This window comes from Pseudofrankia inefficax (assembly GCF_000166135.1).
GTDB classification, from domain to species: Bacteria; Actinomycetota; Actinomycetes; order Frankiales; family Frankiaceae; genus Pseudofrankia; species Pseudofrankia inefficax.
The window spans coordinates 8,198,480-8,224,202 of record NC_014666.1 but is presented as its reverse complement, the minus strand read 5'-3'; the positions used below and the strand labels follow the sequence as shown (position 1 = coordinate 8,224,202).

The window sequence follows — 25,723 nt, the reverse complement described above, 5'->3', positions numbered from 1 at the left end:
CGCGCCGCCGGGTGTGGACGGGGACAGCGCGACAGGCTGGGGGAACCGTCGCCGGCTGCCCGTGGCGGGGTGTGCCGGCGGCGTGGGGCGGGGTGGTGCGCAGCCCACCCACGAATATCGGCATGGAGGTCGACATGGCTTCGGGCACCGTGAAGTGGTTCAACTCCGAAAAGGGCTTCGGGTTCATCGCGGTGGACGGCGGTGGCCCGGACGTCTTCGTCCACTACTCGGCGATCCAGACCGACGGCTTCAGATCCCTCGACGAGGGGCAGCGCGTCGAGTTCGACATCGAGCAGGGGCAGAAGGGGCCGCAGGCCGGCAAGGTGCGTCCTACCAGCTGACGACGGCCGCCGGGCCGCCCGTCGAGCCCCTCGACGGGCGGCCCGAGGTCTCGGCCCCGCCTGTCGCGGCGCCTCTGTCCTCCGACAGCAGGAAACCGCCCCAGACAGCAGGAAACCCCGGACACATCGATGTGGCCGGGGCTGGCTTGGCGCGGTGGCCGGCGTCGCTGGCGGGCCGTCCGGGGTGGGTGGCCCCGGGCACATCGTCGTGCCGGGGCTGGCAGGTGGGTGCGAGCCGTCGCCCGATGGTCCGGACGCGGCGAGGTGCTAGAGGACGCCGCGCAGGGCGCGGGTGGCGATCGGGAGCACGACGCGCGGGTAGCGGAAGATCTTCTGCGCGGTGAGCTCGCCCCCGTCGAGGACGGCGGCCAGCGTGTCGGCGCGGGAGCGGTCCAGCCGGCCAGTGCGCCACAGGTGGCGCAGCCGGACGAGACCGGGCAGGGCGGTCTCGATCGCCACATGATCGGGCCGCGGCGCCCCACCGAGCCAGGCGTCGTACCGCGCGCCGGTCATGACCTGCCAGATGATCGTGTCGGCGACCGTGCCGGTGCCGTCGGAGACCGTGACCAGGTGCGGAACCCGGAACGCGTCGGGTGCGCCGGCGAGGTCGGGGCGTACCGCCGCCGTGACGACATCCGCGCCGAGACCCATCCGGTGCTGGCGAGTGCGCAGGTGCGCGCTGAACGCCAACGCGAGCGCGGTCCGACCGGGAGGACTGGCCTTGGCGTGCAGCACCACCGCGTCGACCGCGCGGGTGCGCACCCGGTCCATGCCCTCCCGGACGAGCCAGGTGCGGTCGACGGCGACGAACGCGACCTGGCCGGGGCCACGCGGCGCGAAGTTGTCGTCGTCGACCGCGGAGGCCTCCGCCGCCGCCAGCGGGGGCCGGTAGGTCTGGGAGGAAGTCCGCCAGGCGGTCCGGCCGGGAGCCGGATCCTGGAACCACCGACAGGTCACCAAGCCGTCGGCGTCGGGCAACGACAGGCTCGGAAGGTCACTGGACGTGAAGATGCGCTCTCCAGTCAGCGTCTTCTCCGAGGAAGTCAGGGTGTCCATGCGGGCTCCGAACGAGCGCGAGGCAGGCGTGGCGGTGGCGGCGACGACGACGCCCATCAGCAGAGCAAGTTGTCGAAGTCGCCGTCCTTGGCACCCATGATCAGGGCCTCGATCTCGGCGAGGGTGTAGATGAGAGCCGGTCCCTGCGGATGCCGGGAGTTACGGACCGCGACGGCATCGCCCGAGATCCGCGCCATCTCGACGCAGTTCCCCTGGGAGTTGCTGCGCCGGCTCTTCTGCCAGGTGGCGCTTTTCAGAGCGGCAGCAGACATGCCGTTGTAGATCATGGTCAAGGCGGTCTCCTGAGGATGCCGGGGAGGGTTGCCACCGCACCCCGAATCCGTGTCAAACGAGGTGGCCGCGCCGTTCGTCGCCATTGGCGAACGGCGCGGATGCTGCGAGCGGTCCTGCAAGCCGTGCCTCCGCCTCGCGAGGGGCTGCCCTCCGACCAGTCCCTCTGACGAACCGGTCCGGGCATGCGCTCGGCGGCCCGCAACGATGACCGTCACGGCTGTCCCAGCGGGACGCCGACCTGTGGTCGGGTACACCAGCCCACCCCCCTCCGCGTCGCGGAAGTTCCCGGATACGCCGTGCTTCTTTGTGCAGCAGCAGTATGGCACGGTCGCATGCACGTGCATCTGCCCGGGAGAGGACGTGTGCAAACGTTGGGAGCGAACGTTCTCATCGTCCGCAGGAGCAAGTGGCTCCGTCAGTCCTGGCCCACGGGCTTGCAAGCCGGTGACCTGCGCAAATGCGGCGACGGGCGTCGACTGGTCGCCCCGGTTCGATTCCCCGATCCGACGGAGCCCGGCCGTTTTGTGGCCTACGTCTCCTTTGCCGTGTCGCTTCGGCCGGCGCATCACGGCACCGGCGGTCGCGGGCTGGGCGTTCTCCGCGCCGACACGCTCCGGCCCGGCGAAGGGGATGACCGCGGAAGGGGTGGCCCGATCGCCGCGCAGGGGGAAGGGCCCGGCAGGGTTGGTAGCGTGTTCGTAGCGTGACGGAGATCTATACCCAACGCGGCATATCGGGGCGATAGTGCCAACCGGCCCGCGATGGTGTAGGAATCACGCAATTGACGGACCGTGGCCGATCAGGCTGGGTGCGTCTGGGCGTGGGCTGGGAGGTCCCGCGCGGTGACCGCGATGGAGGGGTCGAGTGGCGGACGAGGGCGCCCTGCGCCCCGGGGTGGTCGGCCTGCCCTTTTGCGCGCCCGCAAGTGGCTCCCCATTGTCACTGTGCGTTGACGATCTGTCGATCATCGGCCGGGCCGTCTTGCCTATGTGGCCTGCGTCTGGGATGACTGTGAGTCATGTCACGGGGATGGCCGCAATGTCGCTTCGGCGAAGCTCCTCCGCCATCGGGGAAGCCCGGTCGGTTCGCGCGAGTCCGGGGCGCTGGCGGTGACGGCCGGGGGCGCTCCGGGCGCAGGCAGAATAGAGGCGTTCGGCCGCTCCGGGCGGGTCGTCGGGTCCGGGCGGGTTCGGGGGTTTCACGATTCAGTGACCGGTTGCGACGGAGTGAATGTCTGTTTTGCTCCGATTTCGAGCCATTCGGCGGACGTGGCATCCCCGGTGAATCGTGATCGGCAAGGGTCGTGGGACGTTCTGCCCCGCAGGTCGCGAGACTTTTACCCCGGATGGGTCTGGACGCCGCGCCCGGACACGGACAAGCTTGCTTACCGTTACGACGGCAGGATCAGAGGGAGTGGGACGTGACGACAGCGTCGGCGGGCGGTGGCCCGACCGTTCGTCGCATCATGCTCGGCTCCCAGCTGCGGCGGTTGCGTGAGGACAAAGGCGTCTCTCGTGAAGACGCGGGCTACCACATTCGTGGATCCGAGTCAAAGATCAGCCGGCTCGAGCTCGGACGTGTGAGTTTCAAGGAACGTGACGTCGAGGATCTGCTTACTCTTTACGGCGTGACCGAAGAGGCAGAGCGGGCGCCGTTCATGGCGCTGGTCCGCGAGGCAAACCAGCAGGGTTGGTGGCAGAGCTTCTCCGAGGTCCTGCCGAACTGGTTCCAGCCATACATCGGGCTGGAGGAGTCGGCGTCCCTCATCCGTACCTACGAACTCCAGTTCATCCCGGGCCTTCTGCAGACGGAGGAGTACGCACGCGCGATCATCGCCCAGGGAAACCGGGGCGTGTCGAAAGAGATCATCGAGGCCCGCGTCAACGTACGGATGAACCGCCAGAAGGTCCTGAGCAGGGAAAACGCCCCGCGGCTGTGGGTCGTCATCGACGAGGCGGCGCTGCGGCGGCCGATCGGCGGCGTCAAGACGATGAAGGCGCAGATCGAACACCTCATCGACCTGATGTCCACGCCGACGCTGACGTTGCAGGTCATGCCGTTCGACTTCGGCGGCCACGCGGCCGAGGGCGGCGCCTTCAGCATCCTGCGATTCCCCGAACCGGACATTCCGGATGTCGTGTACATCGAGGTGCTCGGCGGTGCCAACTACCTGGACAAACGCGAGGAAGTGGACCGGTACATGGAGGCCATGGACCGGCTGGCGGTCGACAGCACGACGCCGGCCCGTACCGCGGACGTCCTGAAGAAGATTGCCGGCCAGCTCTGACGGCCTGACAGACCGGCTGCCTGCGGCTCAGCCTCCTCGCTGGCTCCGCCGCGGGGAGCCAGCGTTCGCCCCAGCAGGGCTGGCGCACTGGCGGCGGCCGTCGCGGACCGGGGCCGGCCACGCCTCGTGAGCGCGTGGCCCACACCTGGCACCGCGGTACCCCCTCGGGCCCGTGACGGTGCCCGCGGAAGCCTTTTCGGGCTGGCCCTTACGTGACGGAACCTTTTCTGGCGGCCTCGGCCTTGGCCGTGTTCCATTCGGGTTCAGCCGGCGTGCACGTGCATACACGCCGTGCAGAACGGCCGTGCATTCTGCGCGTGCATTGTGCGGGCCGCATTTCCCGCGTCATGCGGATTGTGGGCCGGCGCGTTACACCTCGGTTGGCGACGTGCACGTGATTCGGCTTTGTTACTCGCCGGTGGCGGCCGGGCATCGAATCTCGCGTTTATACGGAGGGGACATTCCGCTAACTCCGTCCTGGTTCGTCCGGCCGTGTTGGGCGCAGGCCGGGCCGCCGGCGGGCCGGATGCGACGGCGACCCTCGCTTTCGGGCCGGCACCGCGCTGCCTCGCACGCGGTTATGTCGCAATCGCGAGCCGCGCCGCCGGACCCGGGTGAAATCGCCCAGCGTGGTGCCGACGGGAGCCCGCATGAGCCGTGTTGGGTTCCGATCCACGCAGGGGTGCCCGTGCGGAGGCGTCAACTCGTTCTGGGACGATGAGGCCCAATCAACTCGCGGACCCGCAGGGAAGGCGCCGTGGACGACCCGATCGCCGATCGTTGGTATGAGGCGGTGACCGTGCTGTTGGCACGCGCGGGTGTGGCACCGCTGGCGCCTGCCGGGCGGATGACCCCGCCCAGCGCGCCGCCCCCTGCGGCAACGCGGAAGAAGCGGCCCGTTTCCGGACCGGCCGGCTCGACGTCCGCCGAGCCGACCGGCACCGCCACGATTTCCGACGGGGAGCCGGAGGACGCCGCCGCGGACATGTGCGCGGTTCTCAGCGGGCCGGCCTATCCGCCCTCGTCGGCTCCGCCCTCACCGGCCGCCGTCGAGGTGTTTGCCCCCGCGGTCCAGTCGGCACCTGCGGCCGGATTCGGGCCCCCAGCCGGGTTTGGCCCCCCGGACCCGTTCGCCGCCACCGACCCCGTCGACGGCGTGGCGATGCGGGCCGAGCTGCGCGAACTCACCGGTCGGCTGTTCCGCGCGGTCGCGGCCGACCCGGTCGACCGGGAGACCGGCCGAGCGGTCGGTGCGCGGCTGGTCCGGATCGGGTTCGCCGACCCGGACGCGCTCGCCCGCAGCGTTGACGTCCTCGGTCCTGCGCTGGCCGCCGCCGCCGGCGCCGGGCGCGCGGCCGCCGTCTTCGCGCTCCTTGGCGCGCTCGCCGCCGGTCACGGCGACGCCGTCCGCACGCGGGACCAGGCCGTCGCCGCCGAGAAGCAGCGGGCCGAGCTCGCCGCCCTGCGCAGCGCGCAGCGGGCCCGCCGCAGCGGCGCGGCCCAGTTCCGCGCGGCCTTCGACCACGCCGGCATCGGCGCCCTGGTGGTCGCCGACTGCGGCGAGATCGTCGAGGTCAACGACACCGCCAGCCAGATCGTCGGCCGGGACCTCGCGCACCTGTCCATCGGCGACGTCTGGGACCTGGTGCACTCCCGGGATCGGGCCGAGCTGATCGACATGTGGGCCGCGGTGCGGGCCGGCCGGTCCGGGCACGGCATCTGGCGGCTGGACCGGACGGCCGGCCCCGACGGCGGGCCCGTGTGGGTGGCGCTGACGGCGACGATGGTCGAGGACGACGCGGCCCGGGTGTGCTTCGCCGTCACGATCGAGGACGTCACCTACCGGCCCGACCCGCGGTACGCGCCGGGGCAGGCCGGGCCGGACGCCTCGGCGCCCACGGCGGCCGGCGCCGTGACCGGCTCGGACGGCGCGACGAGCCAACGCGTCGACGCGACCAGGGTGTCGGAGTCGGACCAGGCCGCCGCCGCGGCCCGGACGACCCGCGCGATCGCGGCCGCGCTGCGGGACGGTCAGTTCGTCGTGCACTACCAGCCGATCGTCCGGCTGCTCGACGGGCGGATACAGGGCGCCGAGGCGCTCGTGCGCTGGAACCATCCACGGCGCGGGATGCGCCGGCCGGAGGAGTTCATCGGCGCCGCCGAGGAGTCCGGCCTGATCGTCCCGCTCGGTCTGCACGTGCTGGAGACGGCCTGCCAGGACGCGGCCCGGTGGGCGAACGTCGCCGCGACCGCCACCGCGCTCGGCGACGACGAGCCACCGGTCCGCCCGTTCGTCAGCGTGAACCTCTCGGTACGCCAGCTGGAGGAACCGGACGTCGTGCCGGTCATCCTCCGGATCGTCGAGCGGGCCGGGATCGAGCCCGGCCGGCTGCAGCTCGAGCTGGTCGAGAGCCTGATGCTCGACACGGTCGGCCGGCCGTTGGAGGCGCTGCGCGCCCTCGCCGCCGCCGGCATCCGGATCGCGATCGATGACTTCGGCACCGGCTACTCGAACTTCGCCTACCTGCCGACGCTGCCGGTCAGCTCGCTCAAGCTCGCGGGCCAGTTCGCGGGCCAGGTCGACGACGACGCGGACGTCGACGGGCCGGACGCGGGTCGAGAAAGCCTCTCGGCGCTGGCGCTGGACCACATGGTCGAGGGCATCGTCCTGATCGCGCACCGGCTCGGGCACACCGTGACCGTCGAGGGCGTCGAGACGCGCGAGCAGGCGGCGCGGATGCTGGCACACGGCGCCGACTTCGGCCAGGGCCACCTGTTCGGCCATCCGGTCTGCTCCGACCGGCTCGCCGCCGTCTTCGCGGGGGAGCCCGCGGGCGCCGGCGGGAGGCATGGGCCGCACCCGACCGTCATGCCGGTTCCAGCGGCGCGGGACCACCGGCTGCATGACCATGTGGCTCCCCGCCACCGGGCCTGAGCCTGTTTGGCGCGACCCGACCGGACCCTGATGCGACTTTCGAGCTATTCGTCGCCCGGGTCGTTATGACCAGCAGTCAAGAAGGCGGTTGACCCCCGGCCGCTGCCCCGCGGCGGGTTCGGGCTCCTCGGCATCGTCAGTCGATGCCGAGGAGCCGCACCACCGGGCGCCTTACTGGGTGATGGTGACCGAGGCGATCTCGGGCTTGCTGGCCGGCGGGCCGTCGCCGGCTTCACCCTGCACACCCGGAGCGGTGATCTTGTCGAGCACGTCCAGGCCCTGGGTGATCTGGCCGAAGACCGTGTAGCCGCCGGCCAGCGCCTGGGCGCCGGCCTCGGTCGGATCGGCGTAGCTGATGAAGAACTGGCTGCCGTTGGTGTCCGGGCCACCGTTCGCCATCGCGAGGACACCGCGGTTGTAGTTGACGCCGCTCGTGTTCTCGTTCTTGTAGGCGAACCCAGGGGTGCCGGAGCCCTGGGCGGTCGGGTCACCGCACTGCAGGACGAAGATCTCGGAGGTCGACCCGGCCGTCTCGCGATGGCAGGTCGTCTGGTCGTAGAACTTGTGCTGAGCGAGGTACTCCAGTGCGTGCACCGTGCACGGAGCCTTCGCCGCGTCCAGCGTGGCGACCATCGTGCCGTAGTTGGTGTTGATCGTCATCGTCGCGGTCTTCGTGTCGACGCTCGGCCCGGCCGGCGGGAGCGTGACGTCCCGGGCTGGCTGCTGGCCATCCTCGGTGTAGACGCAGTCGCCAACCTTGGTCGACGCGAGCGGCTTGGTGGTCGGGGTCGGCAGCGTGGCCAGCGTGTCGGCGGAGCTCGACGAGCCACCGACCGCCTTCGAGATCAGGACCGCGCCGGTGATGAGCAGCGCCGCGGCCAACAGGCCGAAGGCGGCGACCTTCACCTCGGGCGACAGCTGACGGCGGCGTGGCGCCCCGGCCGAGATGTCCTTCTGCCAGCTCGGCTTCGCCTCGTCGTCTTCGTCGTCGTCCTCGTCGTCCTCGTCGTCCTCGTCGTCATCGAAGTCGGCGGGGTCAGGCTCGTCGAAGTCCTCGGCGTCCGGGTTCTCGGGGGCGAGGTGCCTGGCGCCCGGGGCGTCGTCCTCGGCATCGAGGTCGTCGGCGCTGAGGTCCTTGGCGTCGAGGTCCTTGGCGTCGGCCTCGTCGAGGTCGTCGTCCTCGTCCCGCGCGTCGTCGTCCTCGTCGTCGGCCGCGCCGTCACGCAGCGTCGGACCGGTGGCCGACCACGGCCCGGCGGCTGGATCCCGTGGTGGCGGCAGCAGGCCAGCCCACCCACCCGGCAGCGCGTCGGCCGTGCCGACGCCCGGGATCATCGGGATTCCGGCGGCCGAAACGATGATCGGCGGCGCGGTGCTGGTCTTGGCCGCCGGCTCTGCCGGCGCACTCGACTCGGCGGGCCGTTCATCCGGCCCGGCGGGGTCCTTCTCGTCCGGCATCAGTTGCTACCTCCCGGCGTCGCAGCCTAGCAACCCAACCTGTACGACGGCCGCCTCCCTCCGCCGGAGCGAACACATTTGGTTACGAGCTGGCGACGCCTGGATGGCGGTCGCGGGCTGGACGCAAATGAGGGCAGGAGACCCTTCGCGCTGGGTGATACGGCGGCCCGCAAAGCGCCGTGCTCGATCCGGAACTGAGCGGCGGCCGCTCGGTTGCCGAGATCTCCGCCCTCCTGGTGTCGCCCAGCAAAGTCGCCGCCGAGGTCGGGCGTCGGACGGCAAGTTGTCCGCCCGACCCGGCCCGACCCGATGCATGATCCCTGTCAGATAGCTCGGTCTCGCCTTGCTGCCTGCGCGGCCACCCATCGACATCGGTGTGCCGTTCAGGGAGCCATCGTGATGAACCTATTCGGCCACATTGAGGGCGGTTCGCGTTGCGGCTCTGCGTCGCCTGCACGACGACCTCGACAGGCACCACGACGATGAGGGGGGGCTATACCAGTTCGACTGGATGGCACGTGACCATATCACGAAGTCCGTGACCTATTTGCCCACTTCTGAATCCCACCTCGTCTGTGCGGGACTTGCGGGCGGACAACGTATTATCCGTCCAACGGTGCGAGGAGCGATTGTCGTAGAGCCGACCAATCGACGTAAACGAGGAGGAGATAGGAGGCCGTAGCGGTTCCGCTTGGCGACCGCTTGTCGCTCTGTTTGGCTTCGTGAGGGTGTGACGGAACGGCCCGGTCGGCTGCCGTTAGGCTGGGCTTCGTGGCGAGGACTCGGGAGTCGTGGGCGTCCTCCGCGGGCGTCCGGGCCTCGATGCGCTCCAACAAGTCTCGCGACACCAAACCCGAGCTGGCGCTGCGCTCCGCAGTGCACGGCCTCGGCCTGCGGTACCGCGTCGGTGCACGACCGCTGCCGGCGGTTCGGCGGACGGGCGACCTGGTGTTCCCGCGGGTGAGGGTAGTCGTATTCCTCGACGGGTGCTTCTGGCACGGCTGTCCGCGACACCACACTGTGGCCAAGACAAATGCCGATTTCTGGGCCGAGAAGGTCCGCATCAACCGGGAACGGGACCTCAACACCGATCACGTCCTTGAGGCTGCTGGATGGCAAGTCGTCCGGGTGTGGGAGCACGAGGACCCGGGTGTCGCTGCGGAAAGGGTTGCGGAGGTCGTCCGGACGCGAAGGCTTACCGTCAGCTGAACTGTAGGAGCGATTGCGCCGGCCCTGTCCTACGCGTTCATCGATCCCGCCACCAGGCCTCCGCGCGGGCAAGTTGTGGCGCGTAGCGACAGTAGCCGCGAAATATGGACAATAGTTGAATGGGGATCCGTTGAGAGGTATGGTAAGTTTGTCTTCCTAAGTAGGCGGGGCGGTTGGCGTCGTCGGTTGTGGGAGATGGAACTTGCGCCGGTTTGGCGGAGGTTTCCTCTGGCCTTGTCGAAGGCCTTGCGTGTTGGGCCGCGGGCGTTGCGGGAGGGTGACGGGTTCGTGTACACGGTCGTCGACCTTTTTGCCGGCTGCGGCGGTGGTTCCATGGGCTTCTGGGTCGCGGGCTTCAAGCCCGTAGCGGCGGTGGAGATCGGCAGCATGGCGGCCGCTGCCTATGAGGCCAACTTGGGCCTGTGGCCGATCGTGCGCGACATCCGGGACGTCTCGCTGGACGACCTGCGCGCGGCCGGGGTGGTCCCCGGCGAGCTGACGCTACTGTTCGGTTGCCCACCCTGCCAGAGCTTCACGGTCCTTCGCCGCGGGCAAGACGCGGACGCCGAGGACTTGCGTCGCAACGAACTCATCTACGAGTACCTACGCATGGTCAGGGAACTACGCCCTCGACACATCGCTTTCGAGAACGTCCCCGGCCTGGTCGGGTCGCTGGGAGCACTATTTCCGGATCTTCTGTGACGAACTCGACGAGCTCGGCGACCGGGTCGTCTCGCACGTCGTCGACACTGCTGACTACGGAGTGCCTCAACGCCGCAAACGAGTCCTCGTGATTGCCAGCCGAGTCTCCAGCCTCGATTGCCGCCGGAGACTCACCGCGCCCCGGAAACGCCGCCCATACTAGCTCGGCGCCCGTACGCGACCGTCAGCGAGACGATTGGTCGTCTACGTCCGCTGATGTCCGGTCAGGTGGACCCGAACGATCGGTTTCACGCGGCCCGGCGACACAGCGAGATCGCGATTCGACGGCTGCGCACGATCCCGGAGGGTGGAGGTCGCGCAGACCTTCCCGACAACCCGGTATTCGACTGCCATCGTGATCACAAGGGACACTACGACATCTACGGCCGGATGTGGTGGGACCAGGTCGCACCGACCCAGACCTCATGGTGCACCAACGTCACCCGCGGACGTTTCGCTCATCCCGTCCAGGATCGTGCGATCACGCTTCGTGAGGCGATGCTGCTCCAGACTTTTCCACCGACCGCGGAACTCCGCGGCGGTGTCGAGGCCATGGCCCTCCAGGTCGGCAACGCGGCGCCAGGCTTGCTCGCGCAACGCATCGGCGAACAGATCGCAGCGATGGAGGAAGTGAGCCGGTCCGGGGGCGCGCCCGTCGGCTTGGCGGTCGCCGACGCCAAGATCGAATCTTCAGCCTACGCCTTCCTTGTAGCACTACATTCGCTCTGTTCGCCTTTCCGGTGCCACTCTGTGGGCTCTGTGGGCGTCGAGCGTGTCGCGTCGTATTGTGTCGCGATCAGCTCGCGTTTGTGGCGCGCCCGGGTGGCAGGGTGATCGTGGAGGGGGTTCATGACGTCGTTCGAGGTGCCGGCGGCTGTCGGGGCAATGCAGGCCGTGCGGATGGACCCTGCGCTCGCGAACAGGATCGGCCTGCACCACACGCTCGCCTCGGCCGTGGCGGACCTCGTCGACAACTCCATCGACGCTCGCGCCCGGGCGATCTGCATCCGGATCCTCCTCGCCAGCGACGCGCCTGTCGGTCTGCAGGTGATCGATGACGGGCGGGGAATGGATCTGGCCGCGGTTGACGCGGCGATGATGTACGCCGGCACGCGTCAATACGGTGACACGGACCTTGGCCATTTCGGTGTCGGCCTCAAGGCGGCTTCGCTCAGCCAAGCGGACACCGTGCTGATCTGCTCGCGTGCCCGCGGCGCGACCCCTGTCGGACGAAAGCTAATCAGGTCGGGTGACACGTCGTCCCCGCTGGTCGGCGAGCTGAACCCGGCGGACGTGGAGGCCCGGATCGACGGTGTCGCGACTGCGATGCGGTTCGTGACCGGGACCCTGATCGAGTGGCGCGACGTCCGCACCTTCCCGAGCACCCGTGATCCGGACGAGCAGCGACGCTGGCTCCAGGATGCGATGCTCAAGATCCGGAACCACCTGGGGGTGGTGTTCCATCGGCTGCTCGCCCGGCCGTCCGGACCGCGGATCACCCTGGAAACCTGGGACGTGGTTGCTGGCGCTGGCGGAATCCCTCGACGCGTAGAGATCACCAACCCTTTCGCGTACCCCGTCTCGGGAGACCCGGATTTCCCGCAGCGACTACGGATCGACCTGCCCGACGGTTCTGAGCCTGTTAGAGCGGTCGTGCATGTCTGGCCGGCGCGGTCGCAGGCCCCGGAGTTCAAGCTCGGCGGAGATCCGGGAGTTAAGTTCCAGGGCATCTTCGCCTACCGCCGCGACCGGCTCCTCCAGATCGGTGGCTGGTGCGGACTGTGGGCTGACCGGCCGGGATGGGAACTGGCCCGCATTGCACTGGACATCGTTGGAACCGGTGGGGGCCACGCGACGATCAATCCCGAGAAGTCTGGTCTGACGCTCTCGGCGGACCTGCGCCGCGCCTTGGAGACCGCGACATGCGTGACCACAGGCGAGAACCTCCTTGATTACCTCGACGTGGCCGCCGGGGTAGAGAAACGTGGACGTGCCCGTCAACGCCAGCCAATCACCGTGGTCGAACCGGATGGTGGACTGCCCGACGCGGTCCTAAGGGGCTACGGCGAGGCCGTCGAGTTCGATCGTGGCGTCCCGCCGATCGCGATCCGCTGGAGATGGCTCCAAAGACGCCGAGTGTTCGACGTCGACCGAGAAAAGGCAGAGCTGGTTCTCAACCGCCGCTACCGGGAAGCGCTGGTCGGCTGGGAAAGCGAGGACCCGGACGACGCGCCCGTATTGAAGACGCTGCTACACCTGCTCACGAACCAGTTTTTTCAAGGCACCTACCTTGGCCCGAGGGGCAAGGCCGAGCTTGCGGCGTGGCAGGAGATCCTCTACCGCGCAGTTCATGCGCAAATCGACGCGGGCCTCGGTCCGCCGAAGGAAGATCGATGACCCTGAACCCACGCGAACATCTGAGCCCGGAGACGCTGGAGAAGTATTTCGTCGCTGGCTCCCCAATCACGCTGTTGTTGGCCGACCGGCCGACGTGCCTCTTGAAGATCGATCCGAAGGTCGAGCGAATCGAGCTGTGGACGCCGGTTGACGGACCGGAGCCGGATGTCGCCGCGCTCAGCCGAGTCTCTGTCGCGTCCGTGTACCGCGATGGCGAGGGGCCTTGGTTCGTGCTTGACATCGACGCTCACCTGGCCCACGTCGAGGCGTACGCGCTGGTCGAGGCTGTCGTCGACGATCTCGTCACGGGCAGGCCGTTACGGCAGGCCACTGCTCTGTCGATCGACTCGTTCCACGACCTGCTCGCCACCCGCGCCCGTCTTAGCGAGGACAGGGCAGTCGGCCTCCTAGGCGAGCTGCTGGTGCTCAACCATCTGCTGACCGGCCTCGGCGAGAAGACGGCGGTCGGGGCCTGGCTCGGCCCGGATCGCGGCGAGCACGACTTCGGATTGACTGACGTCGACCTTGAGGTGAAGGCGACGTTGTCCGAGAAGCGGACGCATCTGATCGCCAGCGAGACCCAGCTCGCGGCTAACCCCCACCGTCCGCTGTGGCTGGTTTCGATCCAACTCACCCGGACTGGACCCAACCGGGACAGCGTCACCCTGCCCGAGCTCGTCGGCAGGGTGCGCGGACGGCTGGTTGACGAGACCACCGCCTTCGACGGCCTCCTGCGTGCAGCCGGATGGCGCGCAGGCGACGCCGACCTTTACCGCGAGCGCTACCTCTTGCGGACCACGCCTGCAGCCTACCTGGTCGATGACGACTTCCCGGCTATCACCCGAGACCACATAGAGACCATGATCCACCATCCCGAACTTGTCGCAGCCGTCTCATACCGTCTCGACCTGACGAGCTGGCCGCCAGGCACTCCGCCGACGGCACTTGCCGCATTCGCCGGACCTGGTCCCACGGGGGTTTCCTGACCATGAGCGGTTGTGTCGTCGGCCTGTTGCCGGCGCTGAACAGCATGCTGGACGAGGCGCCCTCGGCGCTTCTTGACACCGTGAACTTCTTCGCCGCGCGCAAAGGCGCCCCGCCCTACGACGAGAAGGCACTCGTCGAGGCCCTCAACCGGCAGGGCGTCAACGACGAGATCCGGATCCAGTTCCAGATCCTCGTCGCCCGGTGGGACGCCGTCACCGGCGACGACGCATCCTGGGCTGAGGGCACACGGCACCACACGGCCGAGCGCCGAGCCGTGATCTACCGCGCGCTGGCGTTCACGGAGCCGTCCTGGCCGACGATAGAGGCGGTCTACCCTCCGGACCCGGCCGGCGTCGTCATCGAGGCCAGGGACAAGGACTGGCACCACTGGTACACCGCCCAACGGCGGGCCGGTCACGACTTCTACTGGAAGGCGTACTCGGACCTTCTGGCGAGAGAGGGATGGGCGGCTCCGGCGCTCGGACGACTCGATACAGCGACGACCGCAGTCGTCGAACGATTGGCCGATCCGACCTGGGAGGAACGGTTCCAATCGCGCGGCCTCGTCGTCGGCTACGTACAGAGCGGCAAGACAGCGAACTTTACCGGCGTCGTGGCGAAGGCGATCGACGCCGGATTTCGGCTCGTCATCGTCTTGACTGGCACTGTCGAGATTCTGCGACAGCAGACGCAGCGACGTCTGGACATGGAGCTGATTGGCGTCGAGAACATCCTCGTCGGCCGCGACGAAAACGACCCTGTACAGTTCGCGGAGACTGACTATCATGGGGACACCGACTGGCACGACGGCCGCTTCCTGCGTCACGGCGTCGAGATCGGCAATCTGGACGAGGTTCCCGCCGTCCACCGGCTCAGCACCTACAATGGCGACTACAAGAGGCTCCAGCAAGGTCTCGCGGTGCTCGATTTCCGGGCGGGAAATCAACTCAAGAACAAGCTGGTGCCCCTCTACCGTCCCGAGAACCTCCTGTCCAGCGATGTCCGGATCGCGGTCGTCAAGAAGAACAGCACCGTCCTGAAGAAGCTCGTCGCTGACCTACGCGGGATCCGCGCGAATCTGGGCGAGATCCCGACCCTGATCATCGACGACGAGGCCGACCAAGCCTCCGTCAACACCCGCAAGCCCAGATTGACGCCGAAGGAGAAACAGGAGCGGACCGCTGTCAATCGGCAGATCTCCGAACTGCTGAGAGTCCTGAGTAGAGCGCAGTACATTGGCTATACGGCCACCCCGTTCGCGAACGTCTTCGTCGATCCCGACGACTCCGAGGACATCTTCCCGAAGGATTTCATACTTGCCCTCGAACGGCCCGACGGTTACATGGGCGCGGCGGACTTCCACGACCTGGGCGTCGACTACGGCGACCAGGCCAAGACGATTCACAACTCCAACGAGAAGGCCTACGTCCGAGACCTGACCGCGTCGGTCGACGACGAGGACTGCTGGCGCGAGGAGATGCAGGGAGCCCTCGACGCTTTCGTGTTGTCGGGTGCGATCAAGCTTTATCGCCAGAGTGTCAGACCGAACCTGAGGTTCCAACATCACACCATGCTGGTCCACGAGTCAGTCAACGTGGCGGACCACGCCGACCTCGCGAACAGGATTCGCGAGATCTGGCGGCGTTCCGGCTATGACACGCAGGCTGGGACGGCCCGGTTGCGCAAGCTGTTCGACGAGGACTATTCCCCCGTCGCCGCCGCACTGCTAGTCAGGGCGCGGGGTCGTGCCGCGTCGGAGGGGAAGGCCGCGCCGGACGCTATGCCCCTGCCCGCAACTTTCGACGAACTCGTCGACAAGATTGGGCTCGTCCTCGGCCGGATCGAGAAAGGCCGCTCCCCGGTCATAGTCGTAAACGGGAGTAAGGAGAAGGACTACGAGCAGGACGAATTGAACTTCCAGACCGGCGACGTCTGGAAGATCCTAGTGGGTGGCGCCAAGCTGAGTCGGGGCTTCACCGTCGAGGGGCTTACGATCTCCTATTACACCAGGAGGACAGGGCAGGCCGACTCCCTCATGCAGATGGGTCGTTGGTTCGGCTTCCGCCGCGGATACCACGACCTCGTCCGCCTCCACATCGGCCGCAACGTTCGCGTCGGCACCAAGACCTACGACCTCTACGAGGCGTTCCAAGCTATCGTCGAGGACGAGGAGGACTTCCGCGCGGAGCTGCGTCGCTACTCCGAGCCGACGCCCGACGGCCTGCCAGGCGTCCGACCCGAAGACGTCCCGCCGATGGTCTTCCAACAGCTCCCCTGGCTCAAACCGACGTCCACCAGCAAGATGTACAACGCCGAACTTGTCCGGCAGGGCGCTGGCGGCAAGGTCGAGGACTTCACTCTGCTTCCGGACCGGGGCGACGGGTCTCGTAACGCCCGAAACCTCGCCGCGGTACTGCCGCTGATTTCTGCGCTCACGTCGCGCGCGGAGTTCCAGCACTTCAACGAGCATGGGCGGCCTGGGCACGAGGTGTCTCCGTACCAGGTGCGGTTCGGCGTCGTGCCTGCGCAGGTGGTGTACGAGGTGATGTCAGGGCTCATCTGGCTGCCAGGCTGGGACCCACGCCCCAGCCTGCGAGCCGTCCACGAGTTGATCGAAGACGGCATCCTGCGGGACTTCGTCGTCTTCGTGCCCCTGCTCCAGGGCGCTGCACACCGGCGCCCTGGAGACCATCCGATGCCACTGCCGGTCATCAACACGTCCCGGCGTAAAGACCGTCCAGGCTTCAACGGCAGCTCACCGAGGCAACGTGACGCGATGCGGACGATCGCCGGTGTGCTGGTCGACGGCCCGTCGGGAACCAAGGAACTGGACACGAGGGGCGGCCCCTACGCCGTCGGGCTTCACGCTCCTACCCGTGGGGCGGTCCTGCTCAACCTCGCGCTCGACACCGGACCCGCCGGCCCCAAGAACGCCAGCGACCTCCCGGATCCCGTACCCGCCGGTGACGTGGCGACCCTCATCTCCTACGCCCTACCGTTCCTTGCCAAGTCCAAGATCGGTTTCAAGGTCAAGAAGAGCGACGCTGGCGCCATTATCCAACGCGACGCCCAGCGATAGCAGCATCATTGCCTGCTGAGAGCTGTCGGTCGAACGCGGTATAGGCGGCTTCCGACGGCTGTCCCCCGCGCGGTTGCGGGGGACAGCCGTCGGGTACTCAGAATCAGAGGATGTTTGGCGGAGTGCGGTACCAACCGGTAACGACCTTGGCCAGGTGCACAAGGTTCTGGGTACGCATGATCAGCGAAGCGCCGTTGGGTTCGAAGTCCGCCCGGGCGACGGTGCTAAGCCAGATGCCGCTGCCGGAAGCGGGCGCGTTCATGTGGGGATCCAGGTTGCTGAAGAAGGCGATGATCTCCTCGTCCGACGCTTCCTCGGTCTCGAGCAGCTCGTGGTAGACGCCGGCCAGAACTCGCAGCATGCCGACCGAGCCGAGCAGCGACTGCGCCCGCAGGTCAACCGGCTTGAGGGCGCCCTCTGCGATAGCCGACAGATCCGCGAACCCGTCTGCGAGGCAGTTCAGGAATCCGTGGACACGTTCGACCAGTACCTCGTCGGCCAGATCCTGCTCCTGCTGCCTGCCCATCCGTCCCCCGACGCCGACGGCGACCCCGCGGATGAGGTCCGCGACGTGCTTGGCGCCCATGAGGTTCGGGTTCCTGCCCGTCATCCTGTCCTGCTCGAGGTCGATCTTGTCCTTGAGTAGGGCGTGGCCGATCACCGGGTCGAGGATCCGGTTCGCGACCTTGCTGCTGTCGAAGCGGGCCCTCAGCGCGCTGGAGATGCCCTTTGCGTTGTCCGCCACGTCCACGAACATCTGTCTGGCCAGGACGTTGCTCGGTTCGAGGTAAATGTCGACCCCTACGGACTCGTTCTCGAGGCGCTTGAGGTCGGCGGTGAGCTTGTCCCGCGCCACCTCGAAGTTGGCGATCCGATCAGCGCGAGTGGTCCGACCGATCTCGCGGTCGATCTTCTGGACCTCCTCGCCCAGCGCCCTTATGATCAAATGGATGCCGAGGATGCGATGCTGACCGTCGACGTTAGTCAGCGGCGAGATCGCTCCGGTCGCCCACGGGATCGTCAGGTAGCCGATCTGCCCGTCGGTGTCGGGGACCTCCACGAACCGGCAGCCGCCGTTGTCGCGGGTGAGCAAGGTCGGTGCCACCCAACTCTGCTTCGCCTTGATGTAGTCGCCGAACGCCTTAGCGTGTCGGGGATCGACCCTGCGATTGTCGGCGATCGGCTGGTCGGGATCCGGCAACGGCAGGATTAGATCGAGCGTGGTCAGTGGAACGCGTATCGTATATACGATACGACCACCCTGGTAGGACCGCTGAGCTAGGAACGTCGTTTCCCTCCGACGCCCACTCACCCTGTCGCCCTCGATCTGGATCATGTCTGCCCCCTCCGACCACACGCGTCCCGTTGGAACGTCGCACGCTTGCCTCTAATCGTCTCATCCACCTACGACACCCTTTAAGTGGAATCAGTCGTTCAACGGGCATCGGTGGGATTGGATGGTGGCGAGGAGCTCTTCGGCGTTGCCGGATGCGTCGATCACTGTGAACCCCGGGAACTCGGGAAGAGTGTGGTAGGCCGCGGCGAAGGCGGCTAGGTAGATGGGGTCCTCGACGTCGCGGCCGCGAGCCTGGACGCGGCGGGCTGCCTTCTCGGGCGGAACCGCCAGGTAGAAGGTGGCGTCCGGCTTGGGAAATGGGGCGTACAAGAGGCGGACCAGCCGTTCGGCGTGTCCACCGGTCTGTGGGTCACTGCGGTTGAAGCCTCGCCCGTGACCGCCACTCGTATCGATAGCCTCCCAGAGGTCCTGGTCGTCGGTCGGTCTGCGAGTCGGGCGGCTGTCGCCTCGGGCTCGCATGATGGCGTATTGGCAGTAGGTGTAGCGGTCCATGACGGCTACTCGGCGGGTGAGCGTCGAGAGGGTCACGGCGCGGGTGATCGCGAGCCAGCGGATGGTGACCTCGACGCCGAGGTAGCCGCGGTTTCCCAGGAGATGGCGGCCGTCGCGGCGGCCGAGGCGGTGTGCGAGGGCGTCGATGATCGGCCGGCCGCCAGCGTTCTCGAAGTAGCGCGCGGGGGTGCCCGAGGCCGTCAGTTCGTTGGCGAGTCGTCGTGCCGCGGTCGACTTGCCGGCCCCGTCGACGCCGACAAGCACGATCATTCTCGGTCGAGCGCGCATACCCGACCGTAAACCGCTTCGTTGAGCCCGTTCGCCCCGGTGGTGCCGGCTACGGATCATGATCGGGTGGCCGGGCCCCGGTGACGCGGCGAGCGGACGATGGCCCAGGCGGTCTTTCGCGGTGTCGTCGCGGTGGGCGGATGCCAATCTGACGGCGGCGGGGCGCTGGCCGGGCGGGCGGACCTTGGCGCTGTCGCCGCCGAGGTCCGCCCGTCCCGTTGATCGGCGTTTTCGCCCTCTCCTGGCTACGAAACAGACCCGGCAACGACCCTCAGAGGGCCGAAACGGTGATCATGGGGACGTCGGAACGAGCGCACCTAAGCGGAGGCGGAGCTAGGGCTTCGGGCGGGTGCGGCCTTGGAAGCGGTCGCGGAGTTTGGGGAACTGGCGGCGCAGGATGGGGCGGCCTAGTTCGTAGAAGGCCGAGTTGAGCTTGAGCCAGGGGTGTTCGAACGGGCGGTAGTCGCGGGTTCGCGCGAGGCGGGCGAACAGGTCGGGGCGGCTCTGGCGTAGGTAGCGGCGGGCCCGGGCGGCGTGCAGCGGGTTCGACGCGATCCTGATGACGGTCGCCTGCTCCAGCTGTGGGGTGGAGAAGGCGAGGTTCTCTCGGGTGGAGCGCGAGCTGGCTTCGGACACGATCAGCTCCTCGGCGACCCCGAGGGCGGAACGCGCATAACCAGCCATCGTGTCCGCTTCGGCAACTGCGGCGCCCAGCGTCGCTGCCCCGGTGAAGACCAGCAGGCTGTCCGTGCGGCGCCGCCGGGAGCGAACTGCGATCTTGGTCCGCCACTGCTGGTTGGCGCTTACGTTGCCGTTGTGGCGAGTCGGGCAGCCTAAGACCACGATGACCTCGGTCTGGTCGTCGGCGCCGGTCTTCGCTGGTGGGTCGGGGAAATGCCGGCGGGACGCGGTCCAGTGCGTGAGCTCGACGGCACACGCTGCCAGGACCACCATCCCGACCGCGGCGAACGCCACCCACCAGGCCACCGGCATGTCCTCATCATCCGGGTCGGACCGGCGCCGGCCTGCTCCAGGCCAGCGCCAAAGTGTCCGCGCTTCGCGCTACGCCCGAGGAACCGCCGCGCGGCACGCCCGTGGAACAGCGCTGCGCATCCGTGGAACGCCGTGCGGCACGGCCGCGACGGCCTGGCCGGCCCCACCACCCCCGTGCGAGAGCTGGTGCGGCCGGCTCGCCGCTCGGTCAGGAGGACTGACAGCCGATCCCGTCGCCGTCGCCGTCGAGACCGAAGGGGTCCGGGGGCAACACGCGGATCGGGCCACTTACGTAGTTGGGACCGTTACCGGAGCCGCCCGCGCAGTCGTAGTCGCCAATGCCGTCGTGCAGGCAGTTGTCCGGGTAGGCGGGGTCACAGTTCGCCGGCGGCGGAGCCGTTGTCGCCGGCGGTGCTGGTGCGGGCGCCTGGTTCTGCGGCGGCGGGGCAGCCTGGGCTGGCGGTGGCGGCGGGGCCTGCGACGTGTGCGGAGCCGCCACCGCGGCGGCGGCCGCCCGAGTTGGCGCCGTTTGCGCTGGCGCCGCCTGGGCCGCCTTCGTCGTCGGCGGAATAGCGGACGTGGGCGCGACGGGCGGTGGGTCGGCGGCGACGTCGAGTCCCAAAGGCGTATCGCCGAGGGAGGGCTCGGATGTCGCCGGATCCGACGTCTCCGGGGCCACCAGGCCAACGGCGCTGGCCTCGACCTGAGCCGAGCCCGACGCGTCGTCACCGGTGTGAGACGAGCATCCGGCCAGGCCCAGCACCAGGACCGCCAAAGGAGCGGCCAACCACGCGCCGGCCACCACGTGCCGGCGCGGTCGTCCTAACGCCGACGCCTCAGCGAGCCTGATGTCCGTTCGTCCGTCGATCGCCCGCATGTTTCGCATTGCGCCCCCCCGAGTCACATGAGGTGGCAACAGTAGCGGCAGGTGAGAGCGCAGCGAAGTCAAGCGACTGCTTTGTGTCGTGTCCGTGTCCTGGTAGTGGACTTCTGGTTGAGATCTTGACTGTCCGTTATGAAGCTGAATCCGCGTCCACCGGCGTCGGCGATCTGTTCGCCTCAACCGGCGCGCGCAGCGGGAGAATCCCGGCCGGTCCGGCAGCCCCGCAGCGGCTAGCGCAGCGCCCGCGACGGTCGGCCCGGCGCGGTGATCGCCGTTTTCGCCCTCGGGCGGTCGTGAATCGGGCCTGGCCGCAACCACTCGAGGGCCAAGCCGACGATCATGATCAAGGCGCGGAGCGGGCGGCCCCTTGTCGGGCGCGGCGCTACGCCGACTGAGGCGCGGCGCTACGCCGACTGAGAGGCCGTCGCGGAGAGGAACGCGGAGGCGCTCAGCAGGTCGGACAGCCCGGTGGTCACCGGATCGGTCACGATCGTCGGCGCGGCGCTCGTCGGTTCGGTGACCGGCGGTTCGGTGGTGACCGGCGGCTGTGTCGTCGGAGCCGGTGCCGCGCTTGTCGTGACCGGCGGTGTGGTGCGCGGCGGCGTGATGACGGGCGTCGTCGGCTCGATGACCGGCGGTGTCGTCGTCGGCCCGGCCGGCGGTGACGGGCGCGGCGGCGTGGTGATCACTGGCACGGTCACCGGCGGAAGCGTCCTGGGACCAGCGCTCGACGGGATCGTGACCGGCGGGAGGATCACGCCAACCGGTTCCACCGGCACGACCGGCGCGAAGCCGGGAGCCAGGGGACTCGTCGAGCCGGGCTGCTTCTCCGACTTCGCGTCCGGGCGACCGCCCAAGGCCGGCGGACGAGCGCCGGCTGTGGCTGGCGGCGGGGCGACGCCCGCATCGGCGGTGGGCGTTACCGCTGCGGGAGCGGTGTCGAGCTCCAACAGTGGACCAATGCTCCAGCTCGCCGTGGAGTTCGGCGCGTCCTCGGCGCTGAGCGCCGCGGTCGCTCCCTTACCGTGGCTGGTCATCACCATCACGAACACGATGAGCCCCGTCGGGACGACCACCATTACGGCAGCGACCAGTCGCCGCTCGAACGTCGACACCCGCCGGGCGGTGAGCCAGGCGACCACCGGAACGAGCGCGAAGAGAACGCAATAGATCAGCACCCTGAGCATTCCACGCCCCAAGCCGCCTTTGGCGATGTGATCCGCTTACCATACGGCCGATGCGCCCGATATGACCATCCCAAGACGGACATCCGACGCGCCATCTGGCGAAATATGGTCGCCGTAGGTCACCACGCTGGAACGATTTGGTAACAGCGTGTTGGTTGGTTGGACGTAGTTGTGCTGGTAGCGAGAGGCCCGGTTGTGAGTGGCACTGGGCGGCCGGCCGAATTGTCAGGCACGATCGGAAGCACCATGACGCTTCCTGCCACCACCGACCTCGTTGACGCCCTGCCCCCGGGCGGGCTGCCCGCCGCACGCCTGGATCCGCTTGGCGAGGACGCGATCTACGCGACTTTCGAGGAGTGGGCGCGCGACCGAGGGCTGTCCCTCTATCCGCACCAGCAGGAGGCGCTCATCGAGATCGTCTCCGGGGCGAACGTCATCCTGGCCACCCCGACCGGGTCGGGCAAGAGCATGGTGGCCGCCGGCGCGCACTTCGCCGCGCTCGCGACCGGTCGTCGCACCTACTACACCGCGCCGATCAAGGCACTCGTCTCGGAGAAGTTCTTCTCGCTCATCGAGATATTCGGCGCCGAGAGCGTCGGCATGATCACCGGCGACGCGGGCGTCAACGAGCAGGCACCCATCATCTGCTGCACGGCGGAGATCCTCGCCAACCTGGCGCTGCGCGAGGGTGCCGACGCCGATGTCGGCCAGGTCGTGATGGACGAGTTCCATTTCTATGCCGACCCGGGCCGCGGCTGGGCCTGGCAGGTGCCGCTCATCGAGCTGCCACAGGCCCAGTTCGTCCTGATGTCGGCGACGCTCGGCGACGTCACCCGGTTCGAACGCGACCTGACCCGCCGGACCGGCCATCCGACCGCGGTCGTGCGCTCCGCCGACCGGCCGGTGCCGCTCTATTTCCAGTACGTCATGACGTCGCTGCAGGAGACCATCGAGGAACTGCTCTCCACGCACCAGGCGCCGGTCTACATCGTGCACTTCACCCAGGCCTCGGCGCTGGAACGTGCCCAGGCGCTGACCAGCATCAACGTCGCGACGAAGGCGGAGAAGGACCAGATCGCGACGGCGATCGGCGGCTTCCGCTTCAGCTCCGGGTTCGGTAAGACCCTCTCCCGGCTCGTGCGCCATGGGATCGGCGTGCACCACGCCGGGATGCTGCCGAAATACCGACGGCTCGTCGAGGTCCTCGCCCAGGCGGGGCTGCTGAAAGTCATCTGCGGAACGGACACGCTGGGCGTCGGCATCAACGTGCCGATCCGCACGGTCATGTTCACGTCGCTGTCGAAGTACGACGGGACCAGGAACCGCATCCTCACCGCCAGGGAGTTCCACCAGATCGCCGGGCGGGCCGGTCGGGCCGGGTACGACACCGCCGGTTACGTCGTCGTGCAGGCGCCCGAGCACGTCATCGAGAACGAGAAGGCGCTGGCGAAGGCCGGCGACGACCCGAAGAAGCGGCGCAAGGTCGTCCGCCGGAAGCCGCCCGAGGGCCAGGTCGGCTGGGGGCAGCCGACCTACGACCGGCTCATCGCCGCCGAGCCCGAGCCGCTGACCTCGCATTTCGTCGTCACCCACTCGATGCTGCTGAACGTCATCTCCCGGCCGGGCGACGCGTTCACCGCGATGCGTCATCTGCTCACCGACAACGACGAGGACCTGGCCGCGCGGCGCAGGCACATCCGCCGGGCCATCGCGATCTACCGTGCACTGCTCGCAGCCGGCGTCGTGGAGAAGCTCGAGCAGCCGGACGCCACCGGGCGCACGATCCGGCTCACCGGTGACCTGCAGTTCGACTTCGCGCTGAACCAGCCGCTGTCACCGTTCGCGCTCGGCGCGCTCGACCTGCTCGACCGGGAGGCGCCGGACTATCCGCTCGACGTTCTGTCCGTCATCGAGTCGATCCTGGACAACCCTCGGCAGGTGCTGTCGGCGCAGCAGTTCAAGGCGCGCGGCGAGGCGGTCGCGGCGATGAAGGCCGAAGGCCTGGACTACGACGACCGGATGGAGGCGCTGCAGGAGGTCACCCATCCGAAGCCGCTCGACGAGCTGCTGACCGCCGCACTGGAGATCTACCGGCACGGCGCGCCCTGGGTCGACGACTACGAGCTGGCGCCGAAGTCGGTGGTCCGGGACATGTACGAGCGGGCGATGACGTTCGCCGAGTACATCAGCTTCTACGGCCTGGCCCGCTCGGAAGGGCTTCTGCTGCGCTATCTGGCCGACGCCTATAAGGCGCTGCGCCAGACCGTGCCCGACACGGCCCGGACCGAGGAACTGTCCGATCTGATCGAATGGCTCGGCGAGCTGGTTCGTCAGGTCGACTCCAGCCTGCTCGACGAGTGGGAGCGCCTGCGTAACCCAAGCGCGGCCAACCTGGCCGAGGCCGCCGCGATCGAGCATGGCGACCGGCTCAGCGACAAGCCGCCGGCCGTTACCAGGAACGTCCGGGCTTTCCGGGTGCTCGTGCGGAACGCGCTGTTCCGGCGGGTCGAGCTCGCGGCGCTGCGCCGGTGGGACGAGCTCGGGGACCTCGACGGCGGGGCTGGTTGGAACGGCGACGCCTGGGAGGACGCCCTCGCGCCGTACTTCGACGAGCATGACGAGATCGGGACCGGCGCGGACGCCCGCGGCCCGAAGATGCTCATCGTCGACACGGCGACCCAGCCCGGTACCTGGCTGCTCCGCCAGATCTTCGACGATCCGGCCGGTGACCACGACTGGGGTATCAGCGCCGAGGTCGACCTCGCCGAGTCCGACGAGATCGGCGCCGCCGCTCTCACCGTCACCGCCGTCGACCAGCTCTGACGCCCGACCAGCTCTGACCGCCCGGAAATGGCGAACCGCCCCGGCCCTGACAGGAGGGAGGCCGGAGCGGTTCTGCTCCCATGCGTCGCGGGGACGGCGCGTGGGAGTGCCTGGGTGCCGGCGGGCTGGCCGGGTCGCTCGCCCGCCGGCTGGGGGACCGGCAGCCGTCGCGCGGCTGCCGGAGGTGGGCCTGGCCCGGACTAGCCGAACAGGGCCTGGTGGGTCTGCGGCCCGACGACCCCGTCGGCGGGAAGGCCGTGGCTGCCCTGGTAGGCGCGCACGACGCCGTCGGTCTGCGGGCCGAAGTAGCCGTCGACCGCGATCGTGTACCCAAGGCCCGACAGCTTCGTCTGCAGCTGGCGGACCGCGTCCAGGTAGGAGCTGTGGTTCGCCGCCTGCGACAGGTACCAGGCGTTCGCCGGCACGGCCGGGGCCGCCTTGGCCAGGGACACCGGAGCGGCCGAGACGGTACCGCTGCTCACCGCGTTCGCGGCGGCGTAGCCACGCGACAGGTACGCGCGGTACGCGCCGTTCGAGTAGGTGCTCCAGGCGCCCGGGCCGGAGCCCTTGCAGACCTGGGTCGCGGCCCAGGCGTTGGTCGCCGGGTCATAGAGGTTGCGGCTGCCTACCCAGCTGCTGTGGGCCCACATGTTGATCTGCCAGAGCCCGCGCGAGTCCTCGATGCCGGTGGCGTGGGCGTAGGTGTTGCCACTTGACTCGGCCAGCGCGATCGCGACCCAGGTCGAGAGGGGGACACCGCGGCAGCTGTCGAGACCGGCGCTGTGCGCGTAGGCGGCGATCTGCGCGTCGGAGATGACGCTGCTGGCGGCGCTGGCAGGAGCGACGCCGGTGAAGATTGCGGCGCCCGCGGTGGCGCTCATGACACCAGCGGCGACAATCGACGAACGGCGGCGGCGGGCATTACTCTTCTTGCGGTGACGGCCCTGGAGCATTC

At 68.6% G+C, this 25,723-nt stretch carries 20 protein-coding genes; 12 read left to right on the top strand and 8 right to left on the bottom strand.

The features are described from left to right. The first annotated feature begins 134 nt into the window (after positions 1 to 134). Positions 135 to 341 (top strand): cold-shock protein, encoded by a 207-nt coding sequence (locus FRAEUI1C_RS33385; RefSeq protein WP_013427802.1) that lies wholly within the window; start codon positions 135 to 137, stop codon positions 339 to 341. Positions 342 to 608: 267 nt separating this feature from the next. Here the strand turns inward: FRAEUI1C_RS33385 and FRAEUI1C_RS33380 are convergent, their stop codons facing one another. Next, entirely contained in the window at positions 609 to 1,397 is a 789-nt protein-coding gene (locus FRAEUI1C_RS33380) for a hypothetical protein (RefSeq protein WP_041262091.1), read from the bottom strand. Between the two features lie 56 nt (positions 1,398 to 1,453). After that, entirely contained in the window at positions 1,454 to 1,684 is a 231-nt protein-coding gene (locus tag FRAEUI1C_RS33375) for a DUF397 domain-containing protein (RefSeq protein WP_013427800.1), read from the bottom strand. A 1,427-nt stretch (positions 1,685 to 3,111) separates the two neighbouring features. On the opposite strand from FRAEUI1C_RS33375, the gene FRAEUI1C_RS33370 reads away from it, so the two are divergent. Both FRAEUI1C_RS33370 and FRAEUI1C_RS33365 read left to right on the top strand, forming a co-directional pair. Next, positions 3,112 to 3,978 carry a Sco1979 family transcriptional regulator gene (locus FRAEUI1C_RS33370; protein WP_013427799.1) on the top strand — a complete coding sequence of 289 codons (867 nt, stop codon included), beginning with the start codon at positions 3,112 to 3,114 and terminating at the stop codon, positions 3,976 to 3,978. A gap of 757 nt (positions 3,979 to 4,735) precedes the next feature. Then, a complete protein-coding gene (locus FRAEUI1C_RS33365) occupies positions 4,736 to 6,913 on the top strand; it encodes an EAL domain-containing protein (RefSeq protein WP_013427798.1) in 2,178 nt (725 codons plus the stop codon). A gap of 171 nt (positions 6,914 to 7,084) precedes the next feature. On the opposite strand, the gene FRAEUI1C_RS42090 is transcribed toward FRAEUI1C_RS33365, so the two are convergent. Then, positions 7,085 to 8,371: a peptidylprolyl isomerase gene (locus FRAEUI1C_RS42090; RefSeq protein WP_013427797.1), complete on the bottom strand. Its 1,287-nt coding sequence runs from the start codon at positions 8,369 to 8,371 to the stop codon at positions 7,085 to 7,087. Positions 8,372 to 9,142: 771 nt separating this feature from the next. On the opposite strand from FRAEUI1C_RS42090, the gene FRAEUI1C_RS33355 reads away from it, so the two are divergent. The 7 genes from FRAEUI1C_RS33355 to FRAEUI1C_RS33335 all read left to right on the top strand — a co-directional run bounded on the left by FRAEUI1C_RS33355 (position 9,143) and on the right by FRAEUI1C_RS33335 (position 16,745). After that, positions 9,143 to 9,580, top strand: coding sequence for a very short patch repair endonuclease (locus tag FRAEUI1C_RS33355; protein ID WP_013427796.1), 438 nt, complete (start codon positions 9,143 to 9,145; stop codon positions 9,578 to 9,580). 288 nt (positions 9,581 to 9,868) lie between these two features. Beyond that, complete coding sequence (locus tag FRAEUI1C_RS36925) at positions 9,869 to 10,282, top strand: DNA cytosine methyltransferase (protein ID WP_157735145.1); 414 nt, start codon at positions 9,869 to 9,871, stop codon at positions 10,280 to 10,282. Continuing rightward, positions 10,272 to 10,445, top strand: a complete 174-nt coding sequence (locus FRAEUI1C_RS42085; RefSeq protein ID WP_157735602.1) for a DNA cytosine methyltransferase — start codon at positions 10,272 to 10,274, stop codon at positions 10,443 to 10,445. Before FRAEUI1C_RS36925 ends, FRAEUI1C_RS42085 begins: the two co-directional genes overlap by 11 nt. Before the next feature lie 53 nt (positions 10,446 to 10,498). Beyond that, entirely contained in the window at positions 10,499 to 11,116 is a 618-nt protein-coding gene (locus FRAEUI1C_RS39940) for a DNA cytosine methyltransferase (protein WP_071587973.1), read from the top strand. A gap of 15 nt (positions 11,117 to 11,131) precedes the next feature. Beyond that, positions 11,132 to 12,679 (top strand): ATP-binding protein, encoded by a 1,548-nt coding sequence (locus FRAEUI1C_RS33345; RefSeq protein ID WP_013427795.1) that lies wholly within the window; start codon positions 11,132 to 11,134, stop codon positions 12,677 to 12,679. After that, entirely contained in the window at positions 12,676 to 13,665 is a 990-nt protein-coding gene (locus FRAEUI1C_RS33340; RefSeq protein WP_013427794.1) for a PD-(D/E)XK motif protein, read from the top strand. Before FRAEUI1C_RS33345 ends, FRAEUI1C_RS33340 begins: the two co-directional genes overlap by 4 nt. Positions 13,666 to 13,667: 2 nt before the next feature. Continuing rightward, a complete protein-coding gene (locus tag FRAEUI1C_RS33335; RefSeq protein ID WP_013427793.1) occupies positions 13,668 to 16,745 on the top strand; it encodes a Z1 domain-containing protein in 3,078 nt (1,025 codons plus the stop codon). Positions 16,746 to 16,848: 103 nt separating this feature from the next. Here FRAEUI1C_RS33335 and FRAEUI1C_RS33330 read toward each other — a convergent pair whose 3' ends face one another. From FRAEUI1C_RS33330 to FRAEUI1C_RS40550, 4 genes are all read right to left on the bottom strand, one after another. Then, on the bottom strand, positions 16,849 to 18,081 hold the full coding sequence (locus tag FRAEUI1C_RS33330; RefSeq protein ID WP_013427792.1) for a DNA sulfur modification protein DndB: 1,233 nt from the start codon (positions 18,079 to 18,081) through the stop codon (positions 16,849 to 16,851). 90 nt (positions 18,082 to 18,171) lie between these two features. After that, positions 18,172 to 18,864, bottom strand: a complete 693-nt coding sequence (locus FRAEUI1C_RS33325) for a dTMP kinase (protein ID WP_232425212.1) — start codon at positions 18,862 to 18,864, stop codon at positions 18,172 to 18,174. A gap of 351 nt (positions 18,865 to 19,215) precedes the next feature. Next, positions 19,216 to 19,875: a YdcF family protein gene (locus tag FRAEUI1C_RS33320; RefSeq protein ID WP_013427789.1), complete on the bottom strand. Its 660-nt coding sequence runs from the start codon at positions 19,873 to 19,875 to the stop codon at positions 19,216 to 19,218. 208 nt (positions 19,876 to 20,083) lie between these two features. Beyond that, a complete protein-coding gene (locus FRAEUI1C_RS40550; RefSeq protein ID WP_198318672.1) occupies positions 20,084 to 20,752 on the bottom strand; it encodes a hypothetical protein in 669 nt (222 codons plus the stop codon). A gap of 474 nt (positions 20,753 to 21,226) precedes the next feature. On the opposite strand from FRAEUI1C_RS40550, the gene FRAEUI1C_RS39935 reads away from it, so the two are divergent. Both FRAEUI1C_RS39935 and FRAEUI1C_RS33305 read left to right on the top strand, forming a co-directional pair. Beyond that, the gene (locus FRAEUI1C_RS39935; protein WP_013427787.1) at positions 21,227 to 21,928 is read left to right on the top strand and encodes a hypothetical protein; all 702 of its coding nucleotides are present in this window, start codon (positions 21,227 to 21,229) and stop codon (positions 21,926 to 21,928) included. Between the two features lie 263 nt (positions 21,929 to 22,191). Beyond that, positions 22,192 to 24,768, top strand: coding sequence for a DEAD/DEAH box helicase (locus tag FRAEUI1C_RS33305; RefSeq protein ID WP_013427786.1), 2,577 nt, complete (start codon positions 22,192 to 22,194; stop codon positions 24,766 to 24,768). 200 nt (positions 24,769 to 24,968) lie between these two features. On the opposite strand, the gene FRAEUI1C_RS33300 is transcribed toward FRAEUI1C_RS33305, so the two are convergent. Continuing rightward, positions 24,969 to 25,649: a peptidoglycan-binding protein gene (locus tag FRAEUI1C_RS33300; RefSeq protein ID WP_013427785.1), complete on the bottom strand. Its 681-nt coding sequence runs from the start codon at positions 25,647 to 25,649 to the stop codon at positions 24,969 to 24,971. Positions 25,650 to 25,723 lie beyond the last annotated feature (74 nt).

Excerpts from the sequence above, each read along its gene's own strand:
- FRAEUI1C_RS33305 (WP_013427786.1), top strand. The coding sequence starts at position 22,192 with ATGACGCTTCCTGCCACCACCGACCTCGTTGACGCCCTGCCCCCGGGC.
- FRAEUI1C_RS40550 (WP_198318672.1), bottom strand. The coding sequence starts at position 20,752 with ATGCGGGCGATCGACGGACGAACGGACATCAGGCTCGCTGAGGCGTCG.
- FRAEUI1C_RS33375 (WP_013427800.1), bottom strand. The coding sequence starts at position 1,684 with ATGATCTACAACGGCATGTCTGCTGCCGCTCTGAAAAGCGCCACCTGG.
- FRAEUI1C_RS33300 (WP_013427785.1), bottom strand. The coding sequence starts at position 25,649 with ATGAGCGCCACCGCGGGCGCCGCAATCTTCACCGGCGTCGCTCCTGCC.
- FRAEUI1C_RS33335 (WP_013427793.1), top strand. The coding sequence starts at position 13,668 with ATGAGCGGTTGTGTCGTCGGCCTGTTGCCGGCGCTGAACAGCATGCTG.
- FRAEUI1C_RS33345 (WP_013427795.1), top strand. The coding sequence starts at position 11,132 with ATGACGTCGTTCGAGGTGCCGGCGGCTGTCGGGGCAATGCAGGCCGTG.
- FRAEUI1C_RS33330 (WP_013427792.1), bottom strand. The coding sequence starts at position 18,081 with ATGATCCAGATCGAGGGCGACAGGGTGAGTGGGCGTCGGAGGGAAACG.
- FRAEUI1C_RS33340 (WP_013427794.1), top strand. The coding sequence starts at position 12,676 with ATGACCCTGAACCCACGCGAACATCTGAGCCCGGAGACGCTGGAGAAG.
- FRAEUI1C_RS42090 (WP_013427797.1), bottom strand. The coding sequence starts at position 8,371 with ATGCCGGACGAGAAGGACCCCGCCGGGCCGGATGAACGGCCCGCCGAG.
- FRAEUI1C_RS33320 (WP_013427789.1), bottom strand. The coding sequence starts at position 19,875 with ATGCCGGTGGCCTGGTGGGTGGCGTTCGCCGCGGTCGGGATGGTGGTC.
- FRAEUI1C_RS33385 (WP_013427802.1), top strand. The coding sequence starts at position 135 with ATGGCTTCGGGCACCGTGAAGTGGTTCAACTCCGAAAAGGGCTTCGGG.
- FRAEUI1C_RS33325 (WP_232425212.1), bottom strand. The coding sequence starts at position 18,864 with ATGATCGTGCTTGTCGGCGTCGACGGGGCCGGCAAGTCGACCGCGGCA.
- FRAEUI1C_RS33380 (WP_041262091.1), bottom strand. The coding sequence starts at position 1,397 with ATGGACACCCTGACTTCCTCGGAGAAGACGCTGACTGGAGAGCGCATC.
- FRAEUI1C_RS39940 (WP_071587973.1), top strand. The coding sequence starts at position 10,499 with ATGTCCGGTCAGGTGGACCCGAACGATCGGTTTCACGCGGCCCGGCGA.